This window comes from Streptomyces sp. NPDC000878 (assembly GCF_053599695.1).
Genome location: NZ_JBSFMT010000031.1, coordinates 17,941 through 31,836, shown reverse-complemented (window position 1 = coordinate 31,836; position 13,896 = coordinate 17,941). Strand labels below are relative to the sequence as shown.

General features: G+C 72.7%; 9 protein-coding genes. 8 read left to right on the top strand and 1 reads right to left on the bottom strand.

Annotated elements, in window-relative coordinates; translation table 11 throughout:
- Positions 1 to 156: 156 nt before the first annotated feature.
- From ACWDR4_RS25920 to ACWDR4_RS25885, 8 genes are all read left to right on the top strand, one after another.
- The gene (locus ACWDR4_RS25920; protein ID WP_450412102.1) at positions 157 to 1,233 is read left to right on the top strand and encodes a sugar kinase; all 1,077 of its coding nucleotides are present in this window, start codon (positions 157 to 159) and stop codon (positions 1,231 to 1,233) included.
- Positions 1,230 to 1,982: an IclR family transcriptional regulator gene (locus tag ACWDR4_RS25915; RefSeq protein ID WP_450412100.1), complete on the top strand. Its 753-nt coding sequence runs from the start codon at positions 1,230 to 1,232 to the stop codon at positions 1,980 to 1,982. Before ACWDR4_RS25920 ends, ACWDR4_RS25915 begins: the two co-directional genes overlap by 4 nt.
- A 17-nt stretch (positions 1,983 to 1,999) precedes the next feature.
- Positions 2,000 to 2,422: a RidA family protein gene (locus ACWDR4_RS25910; protein WP_450412098.1), complete on the top strand. Its 423-nt coding sequence runs from the start codon at positions 2,000 to 2,002 to the stop codon at positions 2,420 to 2,422.
- Between the two features lie 147 nt (positions 2,423 to 2,569).
- A complete protein-coding gene (locus tag ACWDR4_RS25905; RefSeq protein WP_450412096.1) occupies positions 2,570 to 4,021 on the top strand; it encodes a GntP family permease in 1,452 nt (483 codons plus the stop codon).
- 181 nt (positions 4,022 to 4,202) lie between these two features.
- The gene (locus ACWDR4_RS25900; protein WP_450412094.1) at positions 4,203 to 5,336 is read left to right on the top strand and encodes a hypothetical protein; all 1,134 of its coding nucleotides are present in this window, start codon (positions 4,203 to 4,205) and stop codon (positions 5,334 to 5,336) included.
- The gene (locus tag ACWDR4_RS25895; protein WP_450412092.1) at positions 5,336 to 6,037 is read left to right on the top strand and encodes a hypothetical protein; all 702 of its coding nucleotides are present in this window, start codon (positions 5,336 to 5,338) and stop codon (positions 6,035 to 6,037) included. Before ACWDR4_RS25900 ends, ACWDR4_RS25895 begins: the two co-directional genes overlap by 1 nt.
- A gap of 28 nt (positions 6,038 to 6,065) precedes the next feature.
- On the top strand, positions 6,066 to 6,719 hold the full coding sequence (locus tag ACWDR4_RS25890; protein WP_450412090.1) for an RES family NAD+ phosphorylase: 654 nt from the start codon (positions 6,066 to 6,068) through the stop codon (positions 6,717 to 6,719).
- A 45-nt stretch (positions 6,720 to 6,764) separates the two neighbouring features.
- On the top strand, positions 6,765 to 11,681 hold the full coding sequence (locus ACWDR4_RS25885; protein WP_450412088.1) for a CHAT domain-containing protein: 4,917 nt from the start codon (positions 6,765 to 6,767) through the stop codon (positions 11,679 to 11,681).
- Here ACWDR4_RS25885 and ACWDR4_RS25880 read toward each other — a convergent pair.
- On the bottom strand, positions 11,662 to 13,743 hold the full coding sequence (locus ACWDR4_RS25880; RefSeq protein WP_450412086.1) for a caspase family protein: 2,082 nt from the start codon (positions 13,741 to 13,743) through the stop codon (positions 11,662 to 11,664). The two genes, ACWDR4_RS25885 and ACWDR4_RS25880, sit on opposite strands and share 20 nt — an antisense overlap.
- Positions 13,744 to 13,896 lie beyond the last annotated feature (153 nt).

Here is a 13,896-nt window from a genome sequence, read left to right as displayed (position 1 = left end):
ATTCGACTGCGCCGCACTGTAATGCGCCGCACGAGCGCGCGTTGCAACATGTGCAATCAGCATTGCGTATACCGCTTACCGCTGTCTAACATCTCGCTCACGCGGGGTCAACGGAGCCGCCGCCTCCCCCGCAATCACCGAGGAGCTACGACGATCGTGACCGTCACCGGACCCTGCAATGCCCCCGACGTCGTGGACGTCGTCGCGCTCGGCGAGTCCATGGTCACGTTTCTGCCCTCCCGGCCGGGCCGCCTCGCCGACGTACCGTCCTTCGCGCGGACCATCGGCGGCGCCGAGTCCAACGTGGCCTGCGCGCTCGCCGCCGCCGGCCACTCCGTCCGCTGGATCAGCCGCGTCGGCGCCGACGGCTTCGGCGACCACCTCGTCGAGACGATCGGGTCGTACGGGGTGGATGTGGCGTCCGTACGACGTGATCCGGCGCGTCCGACAGGCGTGTACTTCCGTACGGCGGGGGACCGGGCCACCGACGCGCACGAGGTGGCGTACTACCGGGCCGGCTCGGCGGCCTCCGTGATGTCCGCCGGGAACCTGGACCTGGAGGCGGTGCGCGCCGGGCGTGTCCTGCATCTGTCCGGGATCACGGCGGCGCTGTCCGGCGACTGTCTCGACCTCCTCTGGGAGCTGACCGAGCCCCGGCCCGGCCGGCCGCTCGTCTCCTTCGACGTCAACTTCCGGCCGGGACTGTGGGCCGACGCCGAGGGTCCCCGGGTGCTCCTCGACCTGGCCCGGCGGGCCGACCTCGTCTTCGTGGGCGCCGACGAGGCGGAGGCCGCGTGGGGGTTGCGCGGCGCGCGCGGTATCGCGGGGGCGCTGCCCGAGCCCGACCTCGTGGTCGTCAAGCAGGGGAGGGGCGGCGCCGTCGCCTTCGACAAGAACCCCGACGCGCTGGACGGAGTGGAGGACGCCGATCGTGTCGCCACCCACGTCCGGGCGCCCCGGGTCGACGTCGTGGCCGCCGTCGGGGCCGGCGACGCCTTCGCCGCCGGGTTCCTCTCCGCCACCCTCAGGGGTCTTCCCGTACGGGACCGGATCCGGCACGGCCACCTCATGGCCGCCGCCGTCCTCACCGCCCCCGGCGACCTCGCCGCGCCGCCCGCCCGCGACCACGCCGACCGGCTGGTCACCCTCGACGACACGGCGTGGGGGACACTTCGACTCGGCCCCGGCTGGACGCAAGCCGAGCAGGCCCCGGAGGAGGTACCCACCCCATGAGCCAGACCGTCGACCGCGCGCTGAGCATCCTGCCGTTGCTGGCCGAGGGCCCCGCCGACCTCGGCCAGGTCGCCGACCGCCTCGGCGTCCACAAGTCCACCGCCCTGCGCCTCCTGCGCACCCTCCACGAACACGGCCTCGTCTACCGCCAGTCCGACCAGCGCTACCGCCTCGGCGCCCGCCTCTTCGCGCTCGCCCAGGAAGCCGTCGAGAACCTCGACGTCCGGGAGATCGCCCACCCCCACCTCGTACGCCTCAACGAGATCTGCGGGCACACCGTCCACCTCGCCGTGCACGAGGAGGGCGAGGTCCTCTACATCGACAAGGTCGAGAGCCGCTACCCCGTGCGCATGTACTCGCGGATCGGGAAGCCCGTCGCCATCACCGTCGCCGCCGTCGCCAAGCTGCTGCTCGCCGACCTGCCGGAGAACGAGCGGCGCGCCCTCGCCGACAAGCTCGACTACCCCATGTACACCTCCCGCTCCACCCCCAACGCCCCCGCGTTCCTGCGGGAGTTGGACAAGGTGCGCGACCAGGGCTGGGCCACCGACCTCGGTGGTCACGAGGAGTCCATCAACTGCGTCGCCGCCCCCATCCGTGGCACCGACGGCCGCGTGGTCGCCGCCATGTCCGTCTCCGCCCCGAACGTCGTCGTCACCGCCGACGAACTCCTCACCCTGCTCCCACTGGTGCGCCGTACGGCGGATGCCATCAGCGGTGAGTACTCCGGAAGAACACCAGCAGCCTGAGCCTAGGAAGCCACCTGATGACCGAGAAGTCCGAGAAGATCGCCCTCACCCCGAAGACCCACACCACCCCGCCCGCCAAGTTCTCCCACGGCGTGAAGAAGGGGAACATCCTCCAGGTCGCCGGCCAGGTCGGCTTCCTCCCGGCGGAAGAGGGCAAGCCCCCCACACCGGCCGGCCCGACCCTGCGCGAACAGACCCTCCAGACCCTCGCCAACGTCAAGGCGATCCTGGAGGAGGGCGGCGCGACCTGGAACGACGTCATGATGATCCGCGTCTACCTCACGGACGTCGACCACTTCGCCGAGATGAACGGCATCTACAACCAGTACTTCGAGGAGCAGGACCTGACGGCTCCTCCGGCCGCCCGCACGACGGTGTACGTCGGCCTCCCGGCGGGCCTGCTGATCGAGATCGACGCACTGGCAGTACTGGACAACTGAGTCCCACCACCGCGCCCTGAAGGGGCCGCAGGCCCCTTCAGGGGCGCGGGGAACTGCGCGACCAGCCACAAACAACCCGCACCCAGCCACCAACGGGCTCCCCCCTGCCCAAATTCGCCATGCAACTAAACAACAGAGGACCCCCACATGTCCGAAACCCCACCCCACACCGGCGGCCTGCTCCTCCTCATAGACGGCACCGCAGGACTGCTGACGGTCGCCGCCCTAGGCATAGCCCTGCTCCTCGTCCTGATCATCAAGCTCCGCCTCCAACCCTTCGTAGCCCTCCTGGCCGTCTCGATAACCGTCGGCCTGGGGGCCGGCCTGAGCGTCACCGAACTCTTCGGGACAGTCCAGCGCTCCGACGCCGTCTCCGTCATCGAGTCCGGCATGGGCGGCATCCTCGGCCACGTCGCGATCATCATCGGCCTCGGTACGATGCTCGGCGCGATCCTCGAAGTCAGCGGCGGGGCAGAGGTGTTGGCGTCCCGGCTGCTCAACCTCTTCGGCGAGAAGAGGGAGCCCCTCGCCATGGGCCTCACCGGCCTCGTCTTCGGCATCCCCGTCTTCTTCGACGTCGGCATCTTCGTCCTCGCACCGATCGTGTACGCCGCCGCCAAGCGCTCCGGCAAGTCGATCCTGCTCTACTGCCTGCCCCTCCTGGCCGGTCTCTCCGTCACCCACGCCTTCCTGCCGCCGCACCCCGGCCCGGTCGCCGCCGCCGGACTCCTGCACGTGGACCTCGGTTGGGTCATCCTCATGGGCGTCGTCTGCGGACTGCCCGCCGTGGTCGCCGCGTGGGTGTGGTCGGCGTGGATCGGCAAGCGGATCTTCGTCCCCGTACCGCAGGACATGCTGGAGGCCGCCGACGAGGCCAAGAAGGCGGTCCTCGACGAGCAGCGCGAGGCCGGAGTGGCCCCCCAGGAGACGCCCGTACCGCTCGGCACGGTCCTCGCCATCATCGGTACGCCGCTGGTGCTGATCCTCGCCGCCACGTTCTCGTCGATCGCGCTCGACCCCTCCACCTTCCGGTCGGTCGTCACCTTCCTCGGCAGCCCGTTCGTCGCCCTCACGCTCGCCCTGTTCATGGCGTACTACCTGTTGGGCATTCGGCGGGGCTGGTCCCGCAAGTCCCTGGAGACGGTGTCCACCGCGTCCCTCAAGCCGGTCGGCAACATCCTGCTCGTCGTCGGCGCCGGCGGGATCTTCGGCGCGATCCTCAAGGCCAGCGGGGTCGCGCAGGCGCTCTCCGACACCTTCAACGACGTCGGCCTGCCGGTGCTCGTCCTCGCCTATCTGATCTCCGTGGTGCTGCGGGTCGCCCAGGGCTCGGCGACGGTCGCGATCGTGACGACGGCGGGCATCGTGGCGCCGCTGCTCAGCGAGGGCGACCACTCGCAGGCCTTCGTCGCCCTCGTCATCATGTCCATCTCGGCGGGCTCGATCTTCGCCTCGCACGTCAACGACGGCGGCTTCTGGATGGTCGCCAAGTACTTCGGCATCAGCGAACGGGACACCCTCAAGACGTGGACCGTGCTGGAGACGGTGCTGTCGGTGGCGGGGTTCGCGGTGGCGGCCGTACTGAGCCTGTTCGTATAGCGGTCCCGTCCCTCTCTGGACCGGTCGGTTTCGGGGCGCCCCCCACGCGCCCTGGAACCGACCTGTTCGCGACCCGTCCCCGACCGGCCCGTGCGCTGCAATGGAAGGGAAGGGCGGAAGGACGGAACGGGCTGCGGAACAGCCTTGTGAGGCCTGCGGTGCCGGTGCGATGCTGATCGTCATGCCGTCGCCGCCGCCCCACCAGCTCGATCACGGAGCGGTCCTCGCGGAGGTGCGGAAGGTGCGACGAGCCGGAGTCGTCAGACTGCGCGAGCTCGCCGTGCCGGTGCTCGCCGGGGTCGCCCGTGAGCTTCCGCAACCTCCGTCGGGAGACGGTGAGTTGCCAGGGGGACCGGTGGAGAAGGTGCTGCGGCTCGCCGTCTCACGGATGGGCGGCGGTACGCTCCAGACCGCCGCCGAGTACAGCCTCGGCCTCGCCCAGGGCACCCGCGACTGGCCCGCCGCCGACCGGCGCAGACGGGCCGCCCAGGTGTACGGGGTGAGCGTCGAACGCTTCCGCAAACACCACGAGTTCATGGTCCTCGGGCAGATCGCGGAACAGATAGTGCAGGTCGTGCAGGTCGCGCAGCGGGACCGGGCGACGGCGGCGACTGCGGCGACGGCTGTGGCCGCCCCGGCGGACCGGCTTCCCGACGCCCACCGTGCCCTCCACGTCCGTGTGCACGGCCGTACCGTCCCGGTCACCGTGCACGTCCACTCCGTGGATCTGCTGCGGGACATCGACATCGTCGTGTCCCCCTCGAACACGTACTTCGCGCTGCCCGCGCCCTACAAGTCGTCCGTCTCCGCGACCCTGCGCCGTGCGGGCGCACGCAGGGACGCCACCGGGGGGCTCGTCGAGGACCGCATCCACGACGAGCTCGGGGGATGGGCCGCCCGGCACGGGGCTCCCGGCCGGGCGGCCCTGCCTGGCACGGTCGCCGTCACCTCGGCGGGCGCGCTGGCCGGGCAGGGCATCCGGCGCATCTACCACGTCGCCGTGGCCGTACCCCGCCCCGAGAGCAACGACTACGACGTCCAGCCCGCCGACATCACCCGGGGCGTGGCCCGCGTCTTCGCCCAACTCACCGAGGAAGCAGGCCAGTACGACCCGCCCCTGCGCTCGGTCTGCCTGCCCCTGCTCGGCGCAGGCCGCGGCGGGCTGACTCCGCTGGAGAGCTTCGGGGCCCTGTGGGCCGCCGTCGAGGCGGAACTGGCCCGGGGTGCGGAGTGGGAGATTCACTTCGTCGTACGGCGGCATGCGCGGGCGGATCTGGTGGAGCGGTTGTTGGCCGGGTTGGGGGAGGGGGACTGATGGGGGTTTCGCCGGAGGAACCGCGCGACCCGTTCACCGGCTCGTACGTCACCCTGGCCGGTGCCGCCGCGCGCTGGGACCGGGTCTCCGGGCGACTCGGGCAGGACCTGCGGGCCCGGTTGGTCGCGCTGCTCACCGTCGTACGCGATCCCCAACAGAACACCCGTGCCCGCCACTTCAGCGCCGCTCGGGCCGCAGGCCTGCTGGGGGAGGCGCTCCCCGAGGAGTTCGGGGCGGGCGGGCACGCTCGGCTCGTCGCCGTGCACGAGGCTGCTGGTGGGCCGCCGACCGTCCAGGGCTTCGCGGCGGAGGACCTCGCCGTCCTCCTCATCGACGGCCACCGCATGGTCGGCCCCGTCCTCGGCCCCGTACGCGAACGCCTGCTCGCAGAACCCGCGTTGGACGCCGACGAGGTCGAGCGAGGCGGCGGCTCGCCCCACTCGCCCGATCTGATCCGGCTCCGCGGTCCCGGGGGCCGACTACGCCTCCCCCGCTTCCAGTTCAGCGAGGACACCCTGCCCTGGCTCCCCGTCCTGGAGGTCAACGCGCTGCTCGACGCCGACCACGACCCCTGGGGCGCCGCCGACTGGTGGCTGTCCGCCAACGCCTGGCTCGGCGGCACCAGCCCCGTCGAGCTGCTCGGCAGCGGGCGGGACCGCCAACTCGTGGAGACGGCACGGTTTCTGATGGAGAGTGACTAGACACATGCCCCAGGGAAAGTGACGAGCCGTGCCCAACTACCGGCCGCCCGAGGCGCTCACCGGCACCCCCGGCAAGGTCACGCTGGCCCGTGGCACCACGCTGTACCGCATCCACGGTTCGCATCGCGGCGCCGCCGAGTTCAACCCGATCCCCTCGCACTGCCTCTACGGGGGAGGCCGCTTCGACGCCACCTCCTGTGATCCGTACGGCTATCTGTACGCCGGGCTCAGCGCAGCCGCCGCCGTCTGCGAGACCCTGTTGCGCTCGCTGCCCTTCGACCCGTCGGGCGGTCCCCGGCTGCTGCCCCGGCGTGCGGTCGAGGGGCGCCGGCTGAGCACCCTGCGGCTCACCGCCGACATCGGGGTGCTGCCGCTGACGTCCGCGCAGGAACTGGCCGCCGTGCACCAGGACACCTGGCTGGTGCACACCGAGTCGCACGAGTACCCGTACACCAGGGACTGGGCGCACTGGATCCGCCGGCACACCGAGCCGTGGGCGCAGGGGCTCGTGTGGTCGTCGAAGCGGGAACCGGCCGACCGTACGGTGGTGCTGTTCGACGACCGCTGCCCGGAGGGCGCAGTCGGTGTCGAGGAGGGCGACGCCATGGACTTCGGCACCCTGGAAGGGCGGGAGTGGCTCAACTCCCTCCTGCTGCCGTACTACGTCCAACTCGCTCCCTGAGAACAGGCGTTCACGAGAACTCCGGAACCCTGGGAAGCTCGAACCGTGACCGTTGACGCCTCGCAGCCGCACCCCGACGACGATGACGGCGATCTGCTCGCCTTCGTCGACGAACTCCGCGCCCGTCGCGAGGAGATCCTCGACGCCATCGCCGCGACGGCCTCCGACGCCCCGGAGGCCCCCGAGCTGTGCGCGACGGCCGGTGAACTCAGCTATCGGCTCCACATGTTGGTGAACGAACCGGATGAACTTGATGAACTTGATGAACCTGATGAACAGGGTGAGGGGGGTGAACGGGGCGAGTCCGGGGATCTGGAGCTGGCCGTCCAGGCCTTCACGCTTGCCTTCAAGGCGCCCGGCGACGCCGGGGAGTGGGCGGCCTGGCGGATCATGTTCGGTCATGTCAGGGCCTGTCAGTTCGACATCGAGCCCGGAGTCGAACTCCTGGACGAGGCCTGGGAGTTGCTGAACGCGGGCGTGGCCGCACTGTCCCCCGACAGCCTCTCCCCGGACCTCGACCACGACCTCGTGCGCATGCAAGGCCTGCAACTCCTCGCCTCGGTCGCCAAGTACCGCTACCTGGGCTTCGAGGGAACGCGCGCACAGCGTCTCGAACTCGTCGACGAGGCCCTGCGGCGGCACGAGGCGGCTGCCGCCGTGCTGGAGCCCGGCAGCGAGGAGGCCGCCGATCTGTCCGAGGCCCGGGGGTATCTCCACCTGGAGCGGCAGGAGTTGGGCGGCGACCCGGCCGACGCGGAGGCCGCCGCCAAGCACTACCGGGCCGTGCTCGACGCGGCGCTGCCCACCAGCGATCTGCCGCTCGTCCGCTACAGCCTGGGCCTCGGCCTCATGATGCACGGCCGGGCCACCGCCGACCGGGCCGAACTGGAGCAGGCTCGTGAGGAGTTCGGCGACGCGCTGCTCGAAGCGCGGCGGGCGACCGGCGAGGAGCCGTCCTGGGCCTGGGAGGCCGGGATCCGCAGCGCGTTCGTACGGTTCCTGATCTGGGGGCACTGGAAGGACCAGGCACAGGCCGCCGCGGCCGAGGTGGAGCTGGGCGGGCTGCTGGCCGACCCGGCGGACGTCGACCGGCTGGTCCCGGTGTTCCTCGACAGCTTCGGACGGATGCTGTACGAGCGGACGAGCGTGCGTGGCGACGGACCGGGCCAGGACCGGGCGATCGGGCTGATCCGGAAGGCCCTCGACGAGTGGGTGCCCGAACGCGACGGACTGCCCACCACCACCGGCCTGTTCCTCGCGGTGTTCCAGCAGGGCCGCTACCGGGAGGACCAGGACGTGGACCGCCTCCATGACGTCACCAGGGGGAGCGCGCTGGTCCTGGCGGACGAGAACTTCGACGGGGACCTGCGCAAGATCGCCCAGATGATGGGCAGTTGGGCCTGGAACACGCTGGAGACGGACCACGGCTTCACCCCCGCCGACCCGGCGGACATCCCGGCGGCGATGACCGCCGAGGGCGCCGCGGACGCCTACCGCGGCATGCTGGACGGCCTCAACGAGGGGCACGGGTCCCTGGACTTCAACGACGTCGACGACGACTTCCCGGGCATCCTCAGGAGCTTCGGCGGGACGGGGCGGCTGGGGGAGGCGTTCGACATGGGGTACGACCAGTTCACCGCCTCCGCATCGCGGGCCGAGCGCGCGTACCTCGCCCTCAACCTGCTCTCCCACGGCATGGTCCTCGACCCGCACGGCACCCATGTCACCGAGGCGCAGAAGACGGAACTGATCGACACGGTCCTCACCTACGGCCAGGACGATCCGGACTGGCAGCGCAGGGCCCACGCCGTGGTCGCCCAGACCCGGCTGCGCGACGAACTCGCCGGTTCCGGGCGGGGCATGGACGCGGTGCTCGACCATCTCGCGCGGGCGGATGCGGCCGGGGCGCCGGCGGCGGACCCCACGGGTTCCGCCGGGACCACGGGTACTGCCGGGGCTGCCAGTTCAGCCGGTACTGCCGGTTCCGCAGGTACGGCGACCGCTGCCGGCGCCGGGCGGGGCCTCGACGACGAACTCGGGCACGGCATCGACATGGCCCGGTTCGCCGCCATGACCCACCGGGGGCAGACCGCGGGCGTGCGCGACGACATGGAGTCGGCCGGCCGGATGTGGCGGCGGCTGCGCGACAGCCCACGCCTCACCCCGTACATGCGCAAGGTCATGACCGCCCAGCAGGCCGGGTTCGACGCCCAGACCGCCGCCCAGCGCGGGGACCTCGCGGGCGCCGACGAGCACATCGCCGTACTCGCCACGACCCACACGGAACTCGACCCCGACGACACCGCCCGTATCGAACTCTGGACGATGCTGGAGAACGCCCGCGCCACCCGCGACCGGCTCGCCGAGCAGCTCGGCGCCCCGCCCGCACCGCCGCTCGTCGGCCGCCCCTCGGTGGCCCGACTGCGGCGCGCGGCACGCTCGTTGCCGCGCGACCACCGGGCCTGGGTGCTCGGCGACAACGGCATCACCCGGTTCTCGAGGGCCGGGCGGACCCAGGACGCGACCGCTCTCGCCGAGGCGATGGAACTGCTGGAGGAGGCCTACGAACTGGTCGACGAGGGCAGCGACAGCAAACTCCGCTACGGCCACTGCCTGGGCACGGGCCACTGCGTCCTCGCCGGGGTGACTCCCCTCCCCACGGCACGCGCCCGCCACCTCGCCAAGGGCATCACATTGCTGGAGGAGGCCTTCAGAACCGCCGGCGGCCCCGAGCACCGGCTCTACGCCGCCACCGGACTCGCCCTCGGCCGCGCCTACCGCACCCGGGGCGAACTGCGCCGCGACGACAAGGGAGTTGCCTGCCGGATCGGCCTCGACGCGCTGCGCGGCCACGCCTGGGCGGCTCTGGTCCAGTCCGGCACCGCACACGCCGAGGAGGCGGTGGCGGAGGCCACCGGGACCGCGCTCGAAGTCGCTGGCTGGTGTCTGCGCGACAACGCCTTCGACGAGGCCGTCCAGGCCCTGGACGCCTGCCGGGGCCTCCTCCTGCACGCCGCGACCACGTCCCGCACGGTCCCCGAGCGCCTGGTGGCGGCGGGCCACGGCGCGTTGGCCGAGGAGTGGCGGGCGGCGGGCCTGGCGTCCGACGCCGCCGACCCGCTCACCGCCCTCCGCGAACCCCTGTCCGTCCCCAGCGCCCTGCGCCGCCGGGTCCTGGCCGCCCTCACCGGCGCGGACTCCCTCCAGGACCGCCTCCTGGACCCACCCACCCCGTCGGAGATCGCCACCGCCCTACGCACCCTCCGCAAGGACGCCCTCGTCTACCTGGTCCCGGCCACCCCTGACACCCCCGGCACCGCAGTCGTCATCACCACCACGGGAGACGTCCACTCCATCCCCCTCCCCACGCTCACGGAGGACGCGGACCCACTACGGGCGTACGCCCGAACACCGGGCGAGCCGGCGAGGCTGCGCGCGGATCAACTCCGGGAGGAGGAGGGGGAGGTGGGGTCTGGCCCTGGCGGGTCGTCGCCGACGTCCACCGCCCGGCCGGGTCCGCCGTCGCTCACCGGGGACGGGAGCCCGCTGGGGGCGTATCCGCAGGTTCCGGGCGGCTCGGCGGAGGTAGGCGTTGCCCAACTCCGCGACGGGGAAGGGGAGATGAGTTCCGCACCCGGCGGGTCGCCGGCGGCGGAGTTCGCTGTCGGGCCGGGCGCTCCGTCAGCCACCGGGGACGAGGACCTGCTGGGGGCGTATGTCCGGGTGCCGGGTGACTCGTCGGAGGTGCGCGCGGATCAACTCGGGGACGTGGAGGGGGAGGCGGGGTCTGGCCCTGGCTGGTCGGCGTCGGCCGCTGTCCGGCCGGGTGGCCCGTCGCTCGCCGGGGACGGGGATTCGTTGCGGGCGTACGCCCGGGTGCCGGGAGACTCCGCCGATGTGCGTGCCGATCAACTCCGGGACGACGAGCGGGAGATGGGGCCCGTCCCCGGCTGGTCGTCGGCCGCTTCTGCCGCGCGGCCGGACACTCCGTCGCTGCGGCGGCGGCTCGATCGGTTGTGCGGCTGGGCCTGGTATGCCGGGGCGCGGCCCTTGCTCGATGTGTTCGCCACTGCCAGCGGGCGGGTACCCCGGCTGGTGTTCGTGCCGATGGGGCCGCTCGGGCTGGTGCCCTGGCACGCGGCCTGGGCCGAGGACGAGGACGGGCGGCGGCGCTATGTGCTGGAGGAGGCGGAGATCTCGTACGCCGCCTCGGCCCGACTGTTGTGCGACGTGGCCGCTCGGCCGCAGGCCGTGCACTCCGGGGCCGCGCTCGTCGTCGGCAACCCGACCGGGGACCTGCACTGGGCGGGCGAGGAGGCCGACGCCGTACAGCGGGTCTTCTATCCGCGCGGGCGCTTCCTGGGGCGGCGTGAGGGCGGCGGGACCGATGGCGGTGCGGACGGGCTCGGCACCCCGCAGGAGGTTCTCGACTGGCTGACGGGGGACGGCCTCGACCCGGCGGCGGAGGAGGGTGAGCAGGGCGGGGTGCTGCATCTGGCCTGCCATGCCTCCATCGCGCGTACCGCCCGCCGGACCGCCCATCTCTCCCTCCACGGGGGCGAGTTGGCGGCCGAGGAACTCACCGAGGCCGTCGGTGGGGCGGGCGGCTCACGGCTGGGTCTCGTTCTGCTCGCCGCGTGTCGGAGTCATGTGTCGGGGCGCGGGCACAACGAGGCGTTCAGCCTCGCGACCGCCTTCCTGGTCGCCGGTGCGCGCTCGGTCGTCGGCTCGCTGTGGCCGGTGCCGGACGAGGCGACCTCCGTCCTGATGTTCCTGACCCACCACTTCCTGCGCACCGAGAACGAGCCGCCCGCCAGGGCCCTGCGCCGCGCCCAGCTCTGGATGCTCGACCCGGAGCGCGAACTGCCCGCCGGCCTGCCCGCCCGTCTCGCCGAACGGGCCCGGCACATCGACCCCGACGACCTCAGCGCCTGGGCCGGCTTCACCCACCTCGGCCAGTGAACCGGTGAGCCCGGGAGGGCGCGGGCAGCGGGGGCGGTACGACCGTCCGCAGGGCGATCGTCCGGGTCGCCCAGCGTCCCGGCCCGCCGCCCCCGGCCACGGGACCCAACTCGCGCCGACCGTACGACGTCTGGGGACCGTCGAACCGCAGCACGCCGTCCGCCCCCGCCCCGCTCTCCCTCGCGCCCGCCTCCTCGTACGGGTCCCACGGCCGCAGTTGGAAAGGCGTCGTGCTCAACTCCCCCTCCGCCACGATGAGTTTGAGCCAGTCACGGGACTCCGCCCCGGGTACGACGGCCCGTTCGGCCGGGAGCGAGAGCTGTACGGGGTCGCCGTCCAGGGCGTACCCGGTGTGGCCGGGGCCGATGAAGTGGCCCGGGAAGAGGACCGGGTCGGAGGCGTAGCGGTCGGTGAGGTCGAGGAGCACGCACCACAGGGTGCGCTGCGGGGAACGGTTGCGCAGCCGGATCGTGACCCACGGTTCACGCGGGCCCGGGGCGCCCTCGGGGGCGTACGAGCGGACGATCTCGCCGCTGCCGTCCGGCACGAGAGCCGGCCCGTCGATGTCGCCCCACGGGACGACCTCCACCTGGACCAGGTTGTCGAGCAGGGAGGGCCTGGAGGTGAGATCCCGGAGCCGGAACCAGCGGGTGAGGTGGGAGAGGCAGTCCACGATCCGCCGAGGGTCACCGGTCGTCCCCCCGCGGAACGGCAGGGGCGCCACGAACTCCGTGCCGTCCCGGCCGAGTACGCGTACCGTGTCCCCGCGTACGACCAGCCGGAAGTGCGGATCGCCGTACTCTTCGGGCGAGTTGACCACCCGTACGAGGGGCGCGGGGCCGCCGCCGGGACCGTACGAGGCGACGGTCGCCCGGAGGAGCGCGGCGGCCCCGGGGCGGGCGGGGTCCTCGTCGACGGTCAGTGTGGCGGGCGGGGTGGCGAGGGCGGTCGGGGTGACCGGGTACACGCGCTCGGGGTCGGGGGACCAGCCGAGCGGGTCCACGAGCGTGCGGTCGGTGTGGACGAGCCGGGCGCGCACGAGCCTCGCCGTAGCTTCGGCCCGGTCTCCGACGATGCCGATCCCCGTACCTTCGGCCCGGTCTCCGACGATGCCGACCCCCGCACCCTCGGCCCGGCCACCGACCACGCCGAACTCCGTGCCCTCGGCGCCCGCCCCGTCCCGCAGCCCGTGTCCGGTGCCGCAGTCCACCTCCCAGCCGTCCGCCGCGAACCGCAGCAGATGCTCGCCGGTGGCCCCCGGGGCGGCACCCCGTGTGACCTCGCCCAGGAACGGCAGGTCGGCCGGGCCGCCCGGCGTCTCCGGCGACAGCACCGGCCGCTGCTGGATCCCGGTGCGCTGCACCCGTGCGTCAGCAGCGGCCAGCAGCTCCCGGTAGGTCGCGTCGGGCCCGGCCGCGCGCGCCGCGCCCAGCAGGGCGTACGTGAACGCCCCGTGCCGTCGGCCGCCGAAGTGGTCCTCGTACGACAGCTGGTCGAGGCGGCTGGCCGCCAACAGCAGGTGTCGCGGGGGCCCTTGGGGAACAGCCACCTCCCGTCCAGTCGCCGGCTGCCGCCAGCCGGGCCGGGGCGGTGCGAACCGTGCCGTCGCCCCGGCCAGCTGGCTCTCCCGGTCGGCGCCGCCGGAGTAGCAGCAGTCGATGACCGCGACGACATCCGCCCCGCGTGCCGCGACCTCGGCGAGCAGCGCGCCCAGCCGCTTGTCCGGGAGCGGCCCGTCCGCGCAGACCAGCGCCTGGTTCCACCCCGTCGCCTCGATCAACAGGTCGGAGCCCGAGGCGAGTTGGCGGGTACCGTGCCCGGAGAACCAGAACAGGGCGGTGTCACCGGGCCCGGCCGCGCCCAGGAACGTACGGATGCCGTCCTCGACCGCCGCCACCGTCGCGGCGCCGTTCAGCGCGGTCCGCACCCGGGCGCCGCCCCCGGTGCGGGAGGTCACCAGCCGGTGGGCCTCGGCGATGTCGTTGAGACAGCCCCTGAGCGGCGTGGCGATGTCGGGCGGATAGTCGTTGATGCCCGCCATGAACGTGTGGATCGACCCCATGACGGGAAGTCTGTCAGCCGCGCCCGGCCGCAACCTGGGCGAAGTCGTGGGAGAACCGGGCGGGAACGGGTCGGGAACGGGGCGAGTTCGGGTCCGGGACCACATATCAGGGTGCCAAGTGGCCGCTTCGGTCGCACTATTGACTCAACGTCA

Excerpts from the sequence above, each read along its gene's own strand:
- ACWDR4_RS25915 (WP_450412100.1), top strand. The coding sequence starts at position 1,230 with ATGAGCCAGACCGTCGACCGCGCGCTGAGCATCCTGCCGTTGCTGGCC.
- ACWDR4_RS25910 (WP_450412098.1), top strand. The coding sequence starts at position 2,000 with ATGACCGAGAAGTCCGAGAAGATCGCCCTCACCCCGAAGACCCACACC.
- ACWDR4_RS25905 (WP_450412096.1), top strand. The coding sequence starts at position 2,570 with ATGTCCGAAACCCCACCCCACACCGGCGGCCTGCTCCTCCTCATAGAC.
- ACWDR4_RS25900 (WP_450412094.1), top strand. The coding sequence starts at position 4,203 with ATGCCGTCGCCGCCGCCCCACCAGCTCGATCACGGAGCGGTCCTCGCG.
- ACWDR4_RS25895 (WP_450412092.1), top strand. The coding sequence starts at position 5,336 with ATGGGGGTTTCGCCGGAGGAACCGCGCGACCCGTTCACCGGCTCGTAC.
- ACWDR4_RS25880 (WP_450412086.1), bottom strand. The coding sequence starts at position 13,743 with ATGGGGTCGATCCACACGTTCATGGCGGGCATCAACGACTATCCGCCC.